Annotated in this window: 16 protein-coding genes and 2 pseudogenes; 4 read left to right on the plus strand and 14 right to left on the minus strand. The window is 67.6% G+C overall.

The genetic code is table 11. The annotated features are described in order from the left end of the window. The 7 genes and pseudogenes from B3587_RS14050 to infC form a co-directional block, all read right to left on the minus strand. Positions 1–590: pseudogene (locus B3587_RS14050) on the minus strand (hypothetical protein); the annotation flags it as partial. Positions 591–720: 130 nt separating this feature from the next. Beyond that, positions 721–3,255 carry a phenylalanine--tRNA ligase subunit beta gene (pheT, locus tag B3587_RS14055; RefSeq protein ID WP_292729799.1) on the minus strand — a complete coding sequence of 845 codons (2,535 nt, stop codon included), beginning with the start codon at positions 3,253–3,255 and terminating at the stop codon, positions 721–723. After that, a complete protein-coding gene (gene pheS, locus B3587_RS14060; RefSeq protein ID WP_228177770.1) occupies positions 3,255–4,295 on the minus strand; it encodes a phenylalanine--tRNA ligase subunit alpha in 1,041 nt (346 codons plus the stop codon). The genes pheT and pheS overlap by 1 nt, the downstream gene beginning before the upstream one ends. 178 nt (positions 4,296–4,473) lie before the next feature. Next, positions 4,474–5,277, minus strand: a complete 804-nt coding sequence (locus B3587_RS14065) for a TrmH family RNA methyltransferase (protein ID WP_228177769.1) — start codon at positions 5,275–5,277, stop codon at positions 4,474–4,476. Between the two features lie 240 nt (positions 5,278–5,517). Continuing rightward, a complete protein-coding gene (rplT, locus tag B3587_RS14070) occupies positions 5,518–5,901 on the minus strand; it encodes a 50S ribosomal protein L20 (RefSeq protein WP_228177768.1) in 384 nt (127 codons plus the stop codon). A gap of 30 nt (positions 5,902–5,931) precedes the next feature. Continuing rightward, on the minus strand, positions 5,932–6,126 hold the full coding sequence (gene rpmI / locus B3587_RS14075) for a 50S ribosomal protein L35 (RefSeq protein WP_228177767.1): 195 nt from the start codon (positions 6,124–6,126) through the stop codon (positions 5,932–5,934). Positions 6,127–6,172: 46 nt separating this feature from the next. Next, positions 6,173–6,757 carry a translation initiation factor IF-3 gene (gene infC / locus B3587_RS14080; RefSeq protein WP_414683140.1) on the minus strand — a complete coding sequence of 195 codons (585 nt, stop codon included), beginning with the start codon at positions 6,755–6,757 and terminating at the stop codon, positions 6,173–6,175. A 321-nt stretch (positions 6,758–7,078) separates the two neighbouring features. Here infC and B3587_RS14085 point away from each other — a divergent pair, with 321 nt between their 5' ends. Beyond that, a complete protein-coding gene (locus B3587_RS14085) occupies positions 7,079–7,498 on the plus strand; it encodes a DUF1844 domain-containing protein (RefSeq protein WP_292729816.1) in 420 nt (139 codons plus the stop codon). A 35-nt stretch (positions 7,499–7,533) separates the two neighbouring features. Here B3587_RS14085 and B3587_RS14090 read toward each other — a convergent pair whose 3' ends face one another. The 6 genes from B3587_RS14090 to B3587_RS14115 form a co-directional block, all read right to left on the minus strand. Further along, the gene (locus B3587_RS14090; RefSeq protein ID WP_292729802.1) at positions 7,534–8,349 is read right to left on the minus strand and encodes an SseB family protein; all 816 of its coding nucleotides are present in this window, start codon (positions 8,347–8,349) and stop codon (positions 7,534–7,536) included. Beyond that, positions 8,333–9,079 (minus strand): bifunctional 1-(5-phosphoribosyl)-5-((5-phosphoribosylamino)methylideneamino)imidazole-4-carboxamide isomerase/phosphoribosylanthranilate isomerase PriA, encoded by a 747-nt coding sequence (gene priA / locus B3587_RS14095; RefSeq protein ID WP_228177765.1) that lies wholly within the window; start codon positions 9,077–9,079, stop codon positions 8,333–8,335. Before priA ends, B3587_RS14090 begins: the two co-directional genes overlap by 17 nt. 63 nt (positions 9,080–9,142) lie before the next feature. Next, complete coding sequence (hisH, locus tag B3587_RS14100) at positions 9,143–9,811, minus strand: imidazole glycerol phosphate synthase subunit HisH (protein WP_292729804.1); 669 nt, start codon at positions 9,809–9,811, stop codon at positions 9,143–9,145. Then, complete coding sequence (hisB, locus tag B3587_RS14105) at positions 9,808–10,413, minus strand: imidazoleglycerol-phosphate dehydratase HisB (RefSeq protein WP_228177763.1); 606 nt, start codon at positions 10,411–10,413, stop codon at positions 9,808–9,810. Before hisB ends, hisH begins: the two co-directional genes overlap by 4 nt. After that, positions 10,410–11,504, minus strand: coding sequence for a histidinol-phosphate transaminase (locus tag B3587_RS14110; RefSeq protein WP_228177762.1), 1,095 nt, complete (start codon positions 11,502–11,504; stop codon positions 10,410–10,412). Before B3587_RS14110 ends, hisB begins: the two co-directional genes overlap by 4 nt. A gap of 43 nt (positions 11,505–11,547) precedes the next feature. After that, positions 11,548–11,922 carry a LysM peptidoglycan-binding domain-containing protein gene (locus B3587_RS14115; protein WP_228177761.1) on the minus strand — a complete coding sequence of 125 codons (375 nt, stop codon included), beginning with the start codon at positions 11,920–11,922 and terminating at the stop codon, positions 11,548–11,550. A 264-nt stretch (positions 11,923–12,186) separates the two neighbouring features. Between B3587_RS14115 and lexA the strand changes: the two genes are divergently transcribed. The 3 genes from lexA (at position 12,187) to B3587_RS14130 (ending at position 16,251) form a co-directional block, all read left to right on the plus strand. After that, positions 12,187–12,867, plus strand: coding sequence for a transcriptional repressor LexA (gene lexA, locus B3587_RS14120; protein ID WP_228177760.1), 681 nt, complete (start codon positions 12,187–12,189; stop codon positions 12,865–12,867). A 62-nt stretch (positions 12,868–12,929) separates the two neighbouring features. Then, on the plus strand, positions 12,930–14,300 hold the full coding sequence (locus B3587_RS14125) for a hypothetical protein (protein WP_292729808.1): 1,371 nt from the start codon (positions 12,930–12,932) through the stop codon (positions 14,298–14,300). Between the two features lie 10 nt (positions 14,301–14,310). Continuing rightward, positions 14,311–16,251, plus strand: coding sequence for a S9 family peptidase (locus tag B3587_RS14130; RefSeq protein ID WP_292729810.1), 1,941 nt, complete (start codon positions 14,311–14,313; stop codon positions 16,249–16,251). On the opposite strand, the pseudogene B3587_RS14135 reads toward B3587_RS14130, so the two are convergent. Continuing rightward, positions 16,214–16,499: pseudogene (locus B3587_RS14135) on the minus strand (GTPase HflX); the annotation flags it as partial. The gene B3587_RS14130 and the pseudogene B3587_RS14135 overlap by 38 nt on opposite strands.

Below are 16,499 nucleotides of genomic sequence, written 5' to 3' on the forward strand. Positions count from 1 at the left end.
ACGATGTAGGCGATGCCCATCCCGGCAAGCTCCGTCCAGTCGACCCCCGACGATGAACTCGCGGCCAGTCCCGACACGGCAACGGTCAGTCCGGCATCCGACAGCGGCGCGGTGGCCTGCCCGACTGAGGCCACGAGCGAGTCGGGAATGTCGGTGGCGGCCACCGAGAGCTGAATGGCGATGAAGGCCATGTCACCGTTCGCGGAGATCTGCGAGGACGCCCCATCGGATGCCGCCGTCGAGCCGCTCTCGGCCATCGGGTACGGGCACGTGACAGCAACGACATCAGCGAGGGCGGCGATGTTCTCGCAAGCGGTGGAGATCAGCTCCTCGCTCGTGGAGATCTGGTCCCCCGACGGCGCGGCGGCGACGACCTTGGCGCTGGCACCACTGATCTGCGGGAAGCGCTGCTCCAGGGCGTCCAGCGCCGACTGCGCCTGGGTGCCCGGCACGGTGAAGCTCGACTGCAGGTGGTTGCCGAGAACACCGGCCAGCGCCGAAGCACCGACGACCACGGCGATCCAGATGACGATGACCGTCCACCGACGACGGGCCGCGAATCGGCCCACGCGGTAGAGGAACGACGACATCGGCGCGGCTCCTATCGGGTCGTGTGGTCGCGGCGAGGGGCCGGCCTCTGCGCCCGGACCCTTCGCCAGCGTAGCGGGCGGTCCCCGTTAGTGCAGGAACCGGCGCCGCGATCACGACGACCGATGCGTCTTACTCCCGGATGCGCGCCCCGAACCGCTCGGCAGCAGCAGCGACACCTGCCAGTTTCGCCTCGGTGGCCTCCGCCGCCGTCAGAGTACGGTCGGGGGCCCGGAAGCGCAGCGCGTAGGTCAGACTCTTCGTGCCCGGATCAACACCCGGCCCGCGGTAGTCGTCAACCAGACGCACTGCCTCGAGCAGGTCACCGGCGCCCGAGACGAGCGCCGCCTCGACCTCGGCCGCGGGAACCGCCTCCGACACGACGAGCGAGACATCCTGCGTCGCAGCCGGGAACCCAGACAGGGACGCCGCGACAACCCGCTCCCCCGCGAGAGAGATCATGAGATCCAGGTCCAGCTCGGCAACGATGACGCGGCCGGGCAGGTCGGCGTCTGCTGCCACGGCGGGCAGGAGCTCGCCGACATAGCCGACGGTGACATCACCGACACGAACGTCGCCCGCGCGCCCCGGATGCAGCGCAGCGCGCCGCGTCTGGACGATCGTCACGTCGACGCCCGCCGCCGAAGCGACGGTGCGAACGGCGTCGATGACATCGGCGAGGTCTGCAGCCTCGGCGCCCTGACCGGGCTGCTTGGCCACCCGCGCTCCGGTCAGCAGCACCGCGACATGGCGCGGCTGCGACGGAATCGACGCGTCAAGTCCTGCGAGCGTGGCGGCATCCGGGCGAACGCCGAGCGGCGGCACGAACGGCGTCCCGTACTCGACGCCCGCAGCGGGGAGGAACACGACACCGGTCTCGAACAGGGCGAGATCGACCAGTCCGCGCGACACGTTGCGGTGCGCGACCTGCAGCAGGCCCGGCACGAGCGAACGGCGCAGGAAGGGCAACTGGCCGTCCAGCGGGTTCGCGAGCTTGATGCTCGGAAGATGGCCCCCGTCGGCGCTGCCGTGAAGGTCATTGCTCTCGACGGTGGCGAACGGGAACGACGGCGTCTCGACGTAGCCGGCGGCTGCCAGCGCGTTCGAGACGCGTCGGCGCGCGCGCTGGGCCGAGGTGAGCCCGCGCCCCGACGGCGGAGTGGGCAGCACGGAGGGCACCTGATCGAGCCCATGGATGCGAGCCACCTCTTCGGCAAGGGTCCACCGGTCGGTGAGGTCGGGACGCCACGACGGCGGGAAGACCAGCCAGGGCGCGGCCGCGTCGGTGCCGGCATCCCGGATGTCGCAACCGATCAGTCGGAGCGCCTCGACGACCTGGTCGGCCGTGTAGTCGACGCCGATCAGACCAGAGACGAAGCCTTGCGGCAGCTCGATCGCCGCCTGTTCGTGACCAGAGCGCAGCGCGCCCCCGAACGACGTGTCAAGCGTCCCGCCAGCCAGCTCCACCATCAGGTCTGCTACCCGACGAGCGGCCGCGAAGGCAATAGCGGGGTCCACGCCGCGTTCGAAGCGGCGCGAAGCCTCCGACGACAGCTTGTGTCGGCGCGCCGTCCGCGCGATCGACACCGGGTCGAACCGAGCCGCCTCGACGAGCACGGTGCGCGTCGCGGGCCCCATCTCTGTCGTGGCCCCGCCCATCACTCCGGCAAGACCGATCGGACCGGACTCGTCGGTGATCAGGAGGTCCTCGGGATCGAGGGTGCGCACCTGCCCATCGAGGGTCTCGAGCTTCTCACCAGCGCGAGCGCGTCGCACGGTGATCCCGCCCCGCAGGGTGTCGTAGTCGTACCCGTGGATGGGGTTCCCGAGCTCGAGCATCACATAGTTGGTGATGTCGATGAGGATGCCGAGGGGCCGGATGCCGGCGAGGGTCAGCCGCGTGATCATCCACGGTGGTGTGGGCTTGGAAGCGTCCACATCACGCACGAGACGCACAACGAATTCGGAGGCTCCGACCTGACCACGAATGGGGTTGGGGTCATCGACGGTGATCGGGAAGCCCTCGCCGGGATCCACGTCCTCCCAGGGCCGGTCCGCAGGGTCGCGGAACGCCGCCCCCGTGGCGTGCGAGTATTCGCGCGCCACACCCCGGATCGAGAGCGCGTAGCCGCGGTCGGGGGTCACGTTGATCTCGACTGCCTCATCGTCAAGCCCCAGCAGCGCGATGGCATCCGAGCCCACGGGAGCGTCGATGCCGAGTTCGACCAGACGCAGGATCCCCGAGTGGTCCTGACCGAGGCCCAGCTCCTTGGCCGAGGCGATCATGCCGTCCGAGACATGTCCGTAGGTCTTTCGCGCGGCGATCGGGAAGGGCCCCGGCAGCACCGCTCCGGGCAGGGTCACGACCACCTTGTCGCCGGCGAAGAAGTTGTTCGCGCCGCACACGATGCCGCGGACGGCTGGCGCGTCATCCGTGCCCTCTCCGTCTGCAACGCGCACCTGGCACCACCGGATCGTCTTGCCGTTGGACTGCGGCTCCTCGACGAACTCGAGAACCTCGCCCACCACGATCGGACCCGACAGATCGAAGCGGTGAACGTCCTCTTCTTCGAAGCCGACCGACACCAGTGCTGCGAGGACATCCTCGGGAGTTGCCTCGGCGGGCACCTCGACGAACTCACGCAGCCACGACAGCGGAACGCGCATCACACCACCATCCCGAACTGCTCACTGAAGCGCACATCACCCTCGGCCATGTCGCGCATGTCCTTCACGTCGCTGCGGAACATCAGGGTGCGCTCGATCCCCATCCCGAACGCGAACCCGGAGTACTCTTCGGGATCGATTCCGGCAGCTCGGAGGACGTTCGGGTTGACCATGCCGCAGCCGCCCCACTCGATCCACCGCGCACCGCCCTTGAAGGTGGGGTGCCACAGGTCGAGCTCCGCGCTCGGCTCCGTGAACGGGAAGTAGTTGGTGCGCAGACGCGTCTTGGCCTCCGGGCCGAAAAGGACGCGCGCGAAGTGGTCGAGCGTGCCCTTCAGGTGCGCCATCGTGATGCCTTTGTCGATGACGAGGCCCTCGACCTGCGAGAAGACGGGGAGGTGCGTCGCGTCGAACTCGTCGGTGCGATACACCCGTCCAGGACAGACGACGTAGACCGGAAGCTCGCGATCGAGCATGGAACGCACCTGCACGGGGCTCGTGTGCGTGCGCATCACGAGGTGCCGATCGATCGGGTCGACGAAGAACGTGTCCTGCATCTGCCGGGCGGGGTGATCGACGTCGAAGTTGAGGGCGTCGAAGTTGAACCACTCGTGTTCGAGCTCGGGTCCTTCCGCGACCTCCCAGCCCATGCCGACGAAGACGTCCGAGATCTCCTCCTGCAAGAGAGTGAGCGGATGCCGGGCACCGACCCGCGCGCGCGTCGGCAACGCCGTGATGTCGATCGCTTCGGCATCCAGACGTGCCGCCAGCTCGGCGGCCTCAAGCTCGGCCTCGCGGGCAGCGAGCGCCTGCGTCACCTGACCGCGAGCTTGCCCGATGAGCTTGCCGAACTCGGCCTTGCGCTCGGGAGCGACATCACGCAGCGAAGCGTTCAAGCGCGCCAGCGGCGACCCCTCCCCGACGTGCGCGGCTCGCGCCTGCTTGAGGGATGCCGAATCGGCAGCCGCGGCTATCGCGGCGCGTGCGGCATCAGCCGCTGCAGCGACGGTCTCGGGAGTGATCTCTAGGGCGTCGGACACGAGAGTCGAGTCTACCGAGGCAACAGAGTGCCGCTTCTCTTCTGCCAGGGCGACGAACAGGATGGCCTCGGCGCCTCGGTCTCCCCATCCAGGAGCCGCGGCACCCTCAGACCTCAGGGAGTCTCTTTCACCACCGCCTCCCGCCTGACACTCTCGGGAGTATTGGTCGAAACGCAGCTCAGGCGAGCGCGCTGCGCTGGGCGAACGCGGTCTCGTAAAGACAGACACTCGCCGCCGTCGCAAGATTGAGGGACTCAGCCTTGCCGTAAATGGGAAGCCGCAACGAGAGGTCCGCGTGCGAGAGGGCATCCTCTTCGAGCCCGCGCGCTTCGTTGCCGAACAGCCACGCGGTGGGCTCCGCGAGAAGGTCCCGGGACGCCAGGAAGTCGGTCCCGTCCACGTCTGCGGCCACCACGCGGATGCCAGCGGCATGGGCCTGTTCAACAGCCTCCGGCAGGTCCACCCCAACGGCGATCGGGAGATGGAAGAGCGAGCCGGTCGTGGAACGGACGACTTTCGGGTTGTACGGGTCGACCGACTTGCCGGTGAGGATCACGGCATCGGCGCCCGCCGCATCGGCCGCGCGGATGATCGTCCCGAGGTTCCCCGGGTCACGCACCTGCTCGCAGATCGCGACCAACCGCGGCCGGGCTGCGAACACGTCAGCGACGCTGGACGGGGTCTGGCGTGCGACCGCCACGATTCCCTGCGGAGTCACCGTGTCTGCCATCGCGTCCAGGACAGCTTCGCTTGCCAGCTCCAGGTCCAGTCCCGCGGCACGCGCAGCATCCCGAATGTCGCCGTGCCGATCCAGTGCGCCAGGTGTCGCGTAAAGCTCCACGAGCGCGTCGGACCGGTAGGTCAGCGCCTCGCGAACTGCCTGCGGTCCCTCAAGCAGGAACAGCCCGGTCTCCTGGCGTGCGCTGCGCTTGGACAACTTCGCGACCGCGCGCACGCGCGGCGATCGCGGGTTCTCCAGCACGGGCCCAGTTTAGAGGTACGGCGACAGCGATTCCGGCGCGATCACGGGCGCGACGAGCTTATATTCCGCGAAGGTTACGGTCCGAGGCACCGCGTGTGCGGCACATCCGTGCAAGTGCGGCGATTCTCTGTGCCGCACTCGCACGACAGTGCCGCACACGTGAGAGCAGGCGACGGATGCCGACACGACAACGAAGGGCGCCTCCCTTTCGGGAAGCGCCCTTCGGGCAAGAACGACCGATCAGGCCGACTTGGGTGCGTTGACGTCGCTGGGAAGCGCCTTCTTGGCGGTGTCGACGAGCGAAGCGAAGACCTTCGGCTCGTTGACCGCGAGCTCGGCAAGCATCCGGCGGTCGACCTGCACACCTGCCAGGTTCAGGCCCTGGATGAAGCGGTTGTAGGTGAGACCGTTCTGGCGGCTCGCGGCGTTGATGCGCTGGATCCACAGGCGACGGAAGTCGCCCTTACGCTTGCGGCGGTCGCGGTAGGCGTAAACGAGCGAGTGGGTGACCTGCTCCTTCGCCTTGCGGTACAGACGCGAGCGCTGCCCGCGGTAGCCGGACGCGCGCTCAAGGATGACGCGACGCTTCTTGTGGGCGTTGACAGCCCGCTTGACTCTAGCCATTTCGTTTCGTTCCTGTTCGTACCGGGGCGCTCAGATGCCGAGGAGCTTCTTGGCGACCTTCGCGTCACCGGGGGCGAGCATCTTGTCAGCCGACAGGCGGCGCGTGCGCTTGGTGGGCTTGCCCTCGAAGTTGTGGCGGAGGTTCGCCTGCTGCTTCTTGATCTTCCCGGTTCCGGTGACCTTGAAGCGCTTCTTGGCACCCGAGTGGGTCTTCTGCTTCGGCATCTTGTTTTCCTTCGTTGTGGTTCCCGCCGGGCGGGAGTCTGGGGGCCTACTCGGCGGGAGCGGGCGTGGGCTCGGGGGCTTCACCGCGGGCGGACTGGCGTGCCGCTTCTTTGGTGGCAGCGCGCTGGGCGTTCTGCTCGGCCTTCGCCTCGGACTTGTTCTTGTGCGGTGCGATCACCATCGTCATGTTGCGGCCGTCGATCGTGGGGTTCGACTCGACGGTGCCGAACTCGGCGACGTCCTCGGCGAACTTGCGAAGCAGGCGCACACCCTGTTCGGGGCGCGACTGCTCGCGACCACGGAACAGGATCATCGCTTTCACCTTGTCGCCGGCCTTCAGGAACGACTCCGCGTGCTTGCGCTTGGTTTCGTAGTCGTGCGGCTCGATCTTCAGGCGGAACCGGACTTCCTTCAGGACCGTGTTGGCCTGATTGCGTCGCGCTTCCTTCGCCTTCTGCGCTGCCTCGTACTTGAACTTGCCGTAGTCCATGATCTTGACCACGGGCGGCTTCGAGTTCGGGGCGACCTCGACCAGATCGAGATCGGCCTCCTGGGCCAGACGCTGCGCGACTTCGATGCGGACGACACCGACCTGTTCGCCGCCGGGACCGACCAAACGGACCTCGGGCACGCGAATGCGCTCGTTGATGCGGGGATCGCTGATGCGGAACTCCTCTTCGTGCGGGTGTAAGCCACCGCGACACGGGGTGCGTCGCGGGCGAGATCAGAACACTCCACCCGCTCGACGCACTGCATCGGCTTCATTCACCCTGACGCCCGAGAAGTTTCTCGAGCGCTACTTCGCCGCGCAATCGGATTGCCAGGCGAAGCGGAGTTCGTGGACCCGGTAGCCTTGAGCGGCAAGCGCGGGTGGGATGTGATCCTCTTTCGTGTCCGGGGCATAGTGCTCCGGAGCCCGCACGAGTCTAGCAGAAAGCATCACGTGTCGACGATTCCCGATGTTCCCGACCCCGCAGCATCCGACGGTGAATCGGTCGACCGCCGAGACCGCGAGCGCGAGCAGCGCTGGGAGGAGGATGCCGAGGCTGCCGCCGCCGCTTCCCGAGATATCGCTGACGTCCCCGCTGTCGAAGTCATCACGACCACTGCCGTGCACCTCATGAGCGCCGCAGCCGTGAAGGTCGGGCTTGCCGACGACCCCGATAGGCAGAAGGACCTCGACGAGGCCCGCAAGCTCATCAATGCACTCGCGGGCTTGATCACCGCCGGCGCCCCGGAGATCAGCGACATGCACGCTCGCTCGCTGCGCGATGGCCTGCGCTCACTCCAGCTCGCGTTCCGCGAAGCGTCAGTGATCCCCGACCCGATCGGCAAGGGACCCGGCGAGAAATGGACAGGTCCGGTCACCTGAGTGAGTCTCGTCAGGCCCCGCCAGTCCGCACCAGCTCAGACCGATGAGCGCCGGATCTTCACGGCGAGGGAGTCCACGAGAACCGCGATGCGGTCGTCAGCTGCCCAGCGTTTCGCGAGCCGCTGCAGCACGGCATCCAGTTCTTCGCGGTCAAGGCCCGGCATGATGTCGAGCTGAACCTGGACCTCGGGGCCTCTCCCCCGCGCCTGCGGGTCGGCTGACGCCAGCGAGAGATCGAGGACGGCAAGTTCCGCACCGATGCTCTCCTGGAATCCGGCGAAGACCTCTGGTGAGGTGTGCGCGGGCTCCCAGGCCTGACCTTGCGCGATCGCCCAGACCGCGGGCCGACGGATGACGAACTCGGTCTCGGATCCCGGGTCGAGAACGATGAGGTCGGTGCCGTCATCGACAGCGGCTGCCGCGGTCCGCACCCCATCGGCCGGGACTGGCCGCGCTGCAGGGTCCCACGTGCTCATCGCTGCAACCGACGAGAACACCGGAAGCACGCGCCTGCCGTCGGGCGCGGCGACAGTGACGATCGACAGCTCCTGCGTCTTGTCGACCGTCAGCCCGTGAGCGCCGACACCCTCGTCGCCCTTCTCAGCGACGAGAGGAATCAGTAGGCGCGCCGATCGGTACGCGCTGATCACCTCGACGACGGCAGCATCACCTGCCCGAAACCGCTCGATCGCGCCGATCAGCGCGGGGTCAGCCGACCCGTCGTCACCGGCGAACGGGTTTGCCTCGAAGCTGCGCCCGGCCCAGGGGAAACCGGCGGAGTCGGCGGTGTGATCCGATCCGTGGGTGTGCGCGTGAGGATGCCGCTGCGGGTCTTCAGCCTCCGGCGACATCCAGTGCCTCGGCCAGGGTGAAGGCGCCCGAATACAACGCCTTCCCGACGATCGCACCCTCGACACCGAGGGGGACGAGCTCGCGCAGCGCCGCGATGTCATCAAGCGTTGCCACACCGCCCGAGGCGATGACCGGCTTCGGGGTGCGGGTCGTGACCTCGCGAAGCAGATCGAGGTTGGGTCCGCGGAGCGTCCCGTCTTTGGTCACGTCGGTGACGACGTAGCGACTGCACCCGGCATCCTCGAGGCGGTCGAGCACCGCCCACAGGTCCCCGCCCTCCTGCGTCCAGCCGCGAGCTGCGAGGGTCGTGCCGCGCACGTCGAGCCCCACCGCGACAAGTTCGCCGTACCGGCCGATCACGTCGGCAGCCCACTCCGGGTTCTCCAGTGCTGCGGTGCCGAGGTTGACGCGTTCGGCACCGTACTCGATCGCAAGCTCGAGGCTCCGGTCGTCCCGGATGCCTCCCGAAACCTCGACGTGAACGCCCTTGACCTGCTTGATGACCTTGCGGATCACTCCCGCGTTGCTGCCGCGCCCGAAGGCGGCATCCAGGTCGACGAGGTGAATCCACTGCGCGCCCTGGCGGGCCCAATCCACGGCGGCTTCGACCGGGTCGCCGTAGCTCGTCTCCGAGCCTGCAGCACCCTGGGTCAGGCGCACCGCCTTGCCGTCTGCGACATCGACGGCGGGCAGCAGAATCAGTTCGGGCGTTGACGCGAAGTCGTTCATGGTTCCTCGGGCGGGTTCACGGAGCCCGCGGCACGCCGATGAGAATCGGGGGCAGGCACGAGTTCAGAGGGTAGCCGCGGGAAGGCTCGTGATCCAATTCGCGAGGAGACGGATGCCAGCCTCCCCCGACTTCTCGGGGTGGAACTGCGTTGCCGCCAGCGGCCCGTTCTCGACGGCCGCCACGAACGGAACCCCATGGGTTGCCCACGTCACTACCGCGCTGGGGAAGGGGTCCTGGGCTTCGAGAGTCCAGTGCTGGGCGGCATACGAGTGGACGAAGTAGAACCGCTCCGATTCGATGCCCCGAAACAGCGTCGACCCGGCGCCCGCCGCCACGGTATTCCACCCCATGTGCGGGAGTACCGGCGCATCGAGCTCGGTGACAGCGCCGGGCCACTGTCCGAGTCCGAGACTGTCGGCTCCGCGCTCGACACCGTGCTCGAACATCACCTGCATACCGACGCAGATCCCGAGCACGGGTCGTCCGCCCGCCAAGCGTCGCTCGATGAGCTGATCCGCACGGGATTCGCGCAGCGCATCCACGACGGAGCGGAAGGCGCCGACGCCCGGAACGACCAGACCGTCCGCAGCCATGATCAGATCGCGGTCATCGGTCAGGCGGGCGTCAGCCCCCGCCAGGGCCAGCGCCTTGACCGCAGAGTGAACATTGCCGGATCCGTAGTCCAGAACGGCGACCGTCGGCCGCGCGGTCGTTGTCGACGCCGAGGTCACAGCGCACCCTTCGTGCTCGGGATACCGCGCACGAGGGGATCGAGTGCCTTGGCCTGGCGGAAAGCGCGCGCGAAGGCCTTGTACTCGGCCTCGGCGATGTGGTGCGGATCACGGCCAGCCAGAACCCGGAGGTGGACGGTGAGGCCGGCGTGGTAGCTGATCGCCTCGAAGGTGTGCCGCACGAGCGACCCCGTGAAGTGACCGGCGATCAGGTGAAGCGCGAACCCGTCGGGCTCGCCGTCGTGCACGAGGTAAGGACGTCCACTGATGTCCACGACAGCTTGGGCCAAGGCATCGTCCAGCGGAACGAGCGCGTCGCCGTAACGCGAGATGCCCGACTTGTCGCCGAGGGCTTCACGGATGGCGTCACCGAGCACGATCGCGACATCCTCGACGGTGTGGTGAGCGTCGATCTCCACGTCACCTTCGGCACGCACCGTGAGGTCGGTCAGGGAGTGCTTCGCGAACGCCGTGAGCATGTGATCGTAGAACGGGACGCCGGTGTCGATCGTGCTGGCGCCGGTGCCATCGAGGTCAAGGCTCAACTCGACGCGCGACTCGCTCGTGGCTCGCGTGACCGATGCGGTGCGGCTGCTGCTCATGCGCGAGAGTCTATCGACGCGAGTGCTTCCAGAAACGCGGTGGTCTCCTCGGCGGTGCCGGCCGACACCCGCAGGCTGCGCGGGATGCCGATGTCACGAACGAGGATGCCGCGATCATAAAGCTGTTGCCACGTGCGTCCGGGGTCTTCTACCCCGCTGAACAGCACGAAGTTGGTCCACGACTCGTAGGCGCGGTAGCCGAGAGCTTCGACTGTCGCCGAGATGCGATCGCGCTGCATCACGATCTCATCCACCATCTGGAGCATCACCGGGGCGTGGGCAAGCGCAGCGAGCGCCGCCGCCTGCGTGAGCGAACTGAGGTGGTAAGGCAACCGCACCAACCGCAAGGCATCGATCACGGCGGGATCGGCAGCGAGGTAGCCAACGCGGGCTCCGGCGAAGGCGAACGCCTTGCTCATGGTGCGCGAAACGAGGAGGCGTTCGCGGCCCGGCAGCAACGACAGCGCGGATGGCGCCGTTCGAGGCGCGAACTCGAAGTACGCCTCATCGACGATCACGATCCCGCGCGTCGCCTCGTAGGCGGCCTCGATCACCTCGAGGCTCATCGGCGTCCCCGTCGGATTGTTGGGGGCGCACAGGAACACGATGTCGGGATCGGCGGCAGCGATCTGGTCGACCGCCGATACGGCATCCACGGTGTAGTCGGCACCTCGGCTTCCGGAGACCCACTCGGCCCCGGTCGCTCGCGTCAGCAAGGGGTACATCGAATAGGTGGGAGCGAACCCGAAGGCGCGACGCCCCGGCCCGCCGAACGCCTGGAGAACGTGCTGAAGCACCTCGTTCGATCCGTTCGCCGCCCAGATCTGGTCGGCGACGAGGCCATGGCGAAGGTACTCGGCGAATCCCTCACGCAGTTCCCGGAACTCGCGGTCCGGGTAGCGGTTGATCTCGCCGAGGGCGCGTCCGATCGCATCCAGGATGTCGTCGGCTACCTCCCGCGGCACCGGGTGAGTGTTCTCGTTGACATTCAGGGCGACAGGAAGTGGCGCCTGCGGTGCGCCGTACGGGGTGAGACCCCGTAGGTCATCGCGGAGCGGAAGATCATCGAGGCGAATCGTCACCCGTCCCATCGTACGGTGCCTGATGAGGCCGCACTCGGTTCTTCAGCAGGATTCACTCGCTGTAGGCGAGGGGGATAGCGAGCTGCTGCCCCGCGCTCACAACGCTTCCCGTCAGACCGTTCAGGCGGGAGATCTCGGCCACGACGTCGCGGGGGTCGGCATCCGGTGCGATCTCTTGCGCGATGGACCACAGGGAGTCCCCCGCCGAAACGGTGACCGTCTCGAACGTCCCCGCCGGCGCCGAGGAATCAAGGGAGGCGAGGGCGGCACCGCCACCCCAGATGACGCCGAGGATGACGATGACCGCCGGCAGCGCAGCAAGCGCCGTGAGGACGGCTCGACCACGAGCAGTCAGTCGAAGCCGTTTCGCGGCGGGTCGGGCCGCAGCGATCGTCGTGGGTGCGGTGCCGAGAGCAATCGTCGTCATGTCATCCTCCGTCATCTCGAGGAGAGATTCGCATCCACCGCCCGGCCAGGAGTGGCGGATGCGAAGCTCTCTTCCGAAATTATCTTCGAGTATTCTGGCTGTCAAGTCGGATTCCTCCCGGGGATGTTTCGAACACGACACGCGGGCCGGGTATCCCCGAAAGGGTATTGAGGCGGTTACGGTTTCGATGAAGACAGGTCATCACCAACCTCCGACATTCGAAGACGAGTGCGGGCAGATGCGAGCAGCGACAGGAGCGGGGCAATGAACGAGGAGCCGGTACGGGAACGCGCTAGTACGCGGCGGCGGCGCAGCCTCAGCGAGAAACAGCTCGCGATTCTTGAGGTGATCCAGCGCTCGATCGCCCGAAACGGCTACCCGCCGAGCATGCGTGAGATCGGCGATGCCGTCGGGCTCAAGAGCCTCTCGAGCGTCACGCATCAGCTCAACCAGCTGGAACTGAGCGGATACCTTCGCCGCGATGCCGGCAAGACGCGCGCAATGGAGGTGCTCATCGACCTACCGGGCATGGCCGCTGAAAACCCCGCAGACACCGCGCCGTCTGTCGGCGACGCAGCGATGGTGCCGCTCGTCGGGCGCATTGCCGCTGGCGTGCCGATCACCGCTGATCAGCAGATCGAAGAGATCTTCCCGCTTCCCCGACAGCTCGTCGGCAAAGGTGAGCTTTTCATGTTGCGGGTCAGCGGCGAATCGATGATCGACGCTGCGATCTGTGACGGTGACTGGGTGGTCGTACGCTCCCAGGCGACCGCCGAGAACGGCGACATCGTCGCCGCGATGCTCGACGGTGAAGCGACGGTCAAGGCATTTCGCCAGCGGGATGGACACACCTGGCTTCTCCCCCGCAATTCAGCCTTCGAACCCATCCTCGGCGACGAAGCGACGGTCCTCGGCAAGGTCGTGGCGGTCCTTCGCGCGGTCTGAGCCGCACAGATCGCCATATTCGGGTGAGGCGGTGAAAGTGGTCTTCCGCCAAAATGGGGCCCATGAGCTCGCCGACACCCGAAGACCTCGAATCCCGGATCCGCGCCCTCGAGGCTGAAAACGCGCGTCTGACGGTCCGCACCTCCCCGTCCGGTGGGTGGTGGCGCGCCGCCCTGTCGGCGTTCGTCATCGTGATCGCGACGATTCTCGTGCCGGTGTCGGTGGTCACCACGTGGGCACGCGTGCAGCTGGTCGACGAGGATGCCTTCGTGTCTACGTTCGCCCCGTTGACCGAGGATCCCGCCGTCCAGGAACTCATCGTCGATGAGGCGACGGCAGCCATCGATGCGCAGGTCGACTTCGCGGGCCTCACCGACCAGGTCTTCGACGGCATTGAGGACCTGGGACTGCCTCCCGCGGCATCGACAGCGCTCAACGCACTGCGCGCGCCGGCTGCCCAGGGCGTGCAGAACCTGGTCAACTCCGCGGTCGAACGCATCGTGGAGTCAGATGCCTTCTCGGATGTCTGGGCCTTCGCGCTTCGGGGTGTCCACCGCTCGATCACGACCGTCGCGACAGCCGACGGCGGCGGAATCCTCGTCCTCGACAACGACGGCCTCGGGATCGCGCTGGGCCCGATCATCGACCAGGTCAAGGAACGGCTCACCGAGAGTGGGGTCGGCGTTGCCGGGCTCATCCCCAGCATCGACAAGACCATCATCATCGGCGACGGCGAGGCGCTCATCGCGTTCCGGACTGTCTATGCGCTCGCTGATGCTGTCGGCTGGTGGCTCTCGATCGTGACCATCGCGCTGTTCGTCCTGGCCATCGTCATCGCGCGGCGCCGCAGCGTCGCGGTAATCGGTACGGGGGTCGGACTGTTCATCGGCGGCGGCATGCTCGCTGCCGGATTCAGTATCGGCGCTGCAGCAAGTACCGTCGTAGCCGGCCAGCTCGACCTCTCCCCGTCGGCCCTCAGTGTGATCTATGCGCAGCTCACCGCATCCATGGCGCAGAGCGCGCTTGTGATCGCGCTGCTCGGTCTCGTGATCGCGGTCATCGGCTGGCTGATGGGGTCGAGCCGTTCAGCCACCGCCACCCGTGGCGGCGTAAGCGGCTTCAACGCGACTATCCGCGGCGCTCTCGCCGCGCGGGGACTCAACACTGGCGCCTTCGGACGCTTCCTCGCTCGGTACCGCGTCGCGATCCGGATCGCGCTGGTCGTCCTCGCGGTCATCTGGCTTCTTGCGCTCCGCCCACTTTCCTTCAGCGATGTCCTTCTGGTGTTCCTGGTGACAGTCATCGTCGCCTGGATCCTCGAGTTGCTGCAGCAGCGCGAGATCGTCGAGGTCGAGGTCATCGAGGTGGACGTGGCCGACGCGGACGGCTCCGAGGAGATCGTCGTCGAGGAGCGCGCCAGCGACCGCGCGTAGCGTGGGGACCATGGCTTCCTTCCTTCCCCGGCTCCCCTACGGCACCTGGCCGTCTCCGATCTCCGCAGCATCCGTTGCCGCGGCGTCCCCGCGCTACGAAGGTGCGGCGTTCGTCGCGGCCCCAGACGGCGAGGAGATCTGGTGGGGACAGAGCGTTCCAGCCGAGAGTGGGCGCACGACAGTCCGACGGCGCCTGGCCGATGGGACTGTCGAAGAGCTCCTGCCCGCCCCGTGGAACGCTCGGTCTCGTGTGCACGAGTACGGCGGCGGCCCGTGGGCAGCGACGGATGACGGCGCGTTGTGCTTCGTCGAGAAGACTGACCAGCGGATCTGGATCCTCGCCCCGGATTCTGAGCCGCGCGCCCTGACACCGGCCGGGACGCGGATGCGATTCGGTGGACTGCGGTTCGCCGCCGGAGAGCTGTGGGCGATCCGAGAAGACCACACACGGCCCGGCGTTCCCGCTCGCGACATCGTGCGAGTTCCGCGCAACGGTTCTGCCGCGAGCGATGTGGATCAGATCGTCTCCGTGGTGGCGGGGAGTGACTTCGTCGCCCACCCCGCGGTTTCGCCCGACGGATCCCACCTCGCCTGGATCGCCTGGAATCATCCAGCCATGCCATGGGATAGCACCGAGCTCCGTCTCGGTCGATTCGTGAACGGCCGTATCGAGAAGTGGCAGACCGTCGCCGGTGGCCCAGACCGAGCGCCCCTGCAACCCGAGTGGCTGGACACCGACAGACTCGTGTTCCTCGACGACCCCGATGGTCGGTGGAACCTGCACTCCTGGTCGGCCTCTCACGGCGCAACGCCCATCGCCCCGGCCCCGGAGGACACCGGAGGGCCGCTGTGGTCCCTCGGGGGGCGCTGGTATGCCCTGGGGGCAGACGGCACCGCTGTCTGCGTCCGCACCCAGGGCACCGATCGGGTCGTCGCCGTCGCTCCCGGCGGCGATATGCACGATCTCGGCGGACCGGTGAGTTCCGACGTGTCGGTCGAGGATGCCGCGGGCCGGCGTGCCCTCGTGATCGGCTCCCGGACGGACGGCGCCGCCGGCGTGTGGCTGGTCGATATCGACAGCGCGCGCTGGGAGCCGGTCGCCGGCGGTGAAAGCGCCTGGCCTGCCGAATGGACGCCGCGGCCGATCGAGCTAAGCACCGAAGGCCCCCGGGGTGAGGTCCACGCCTTCGCCTTCCCCCCGACGAACCCGGAGGCGGCCGCTCCGGAGGGGGAGCTTCCGCCCTACATCGTCCTCGTACACGGTGGTCCGACGGGCCATGTCGGCGGTGCGGCATCCCCGAAGATCAGCTACTTCACCAGCCGTGGAATCGGTGTGCTGGACGTGAACTACGGCGGCTCAACCGGGTACGGGCGCGAATATCGCGAGAGGCTCCGGGGGCAGTGGGGTGTCGTTGACGTCGAGGACGTGCGCGACGCGGCGCTTGCGCTAGCGGAGGCCGGACTGGCAGATCCTGCCCGCATAGCGATCGACGGCGGTTCGGCCGGCGGATGGACCGTGCTCGCCGCCATCGCCCGCACCAACGCCTTCGCTGCCGGCGTCTCACGCTACGGCGTCGGCGATGCTCGCGCGCTCGCCGCCGAAACGCACGACTTCGAAGCCCGCTACCTCGACGGATTGATCGGTCCGCTCCCAGACGCGGAAGACCTCTATCTCGAACGGTCTCCGCTGTCGCACCCGGAGGGATTCGACGTTCCGATGCTCTTGCTACAGGGGGCGGATGATGAGGTCGTTCCCCCGGCACAGGCCGAGGCCATTCGCGCGGCGCTGGCTGCCCGCGCGGTGCCCCACGCGTACGTCCTCTACGAGGGCGAGGCGCACGGGTTCCGACGGGCGGAGACCGTCATCCACGCCCTGGAGACCGAGCTGGCGTTCCTGGGCGTCGTGTTCGGTTTCACTCCACCGGATGCCCCGCCGCTGACGCTGAGCTGAACGGCGCGAGCTCTGCCGCAAGCTTCTCGGACACGAAAGCATGAAGCGCTGTCCCGGCTTCTTGGTGCGCGATCGTGATGACGTGTCCGGACTCGTGCGCTGCCGAAATCAGATCGCCGCGGTCGTAGGGAACGACCGCCTGTACCTCGACCGCCGGAAGCGGAAGCGCCTGCTCGATGGCGTCTCGGAGCTGGGCTATGCCCTCCCCCGTCCGGGACGAGACGAACAGCGCCGCGGGCTCCAGCCCC

This window comes from Microbacterium sp. UBA837, from assembly GCF_002296025.1.
Taxonomy (GTDB): Bacteria; Actinomycetota; Actinomycetes; order Actinomycetales; family Microbacteriaceae; genus Microbacterium.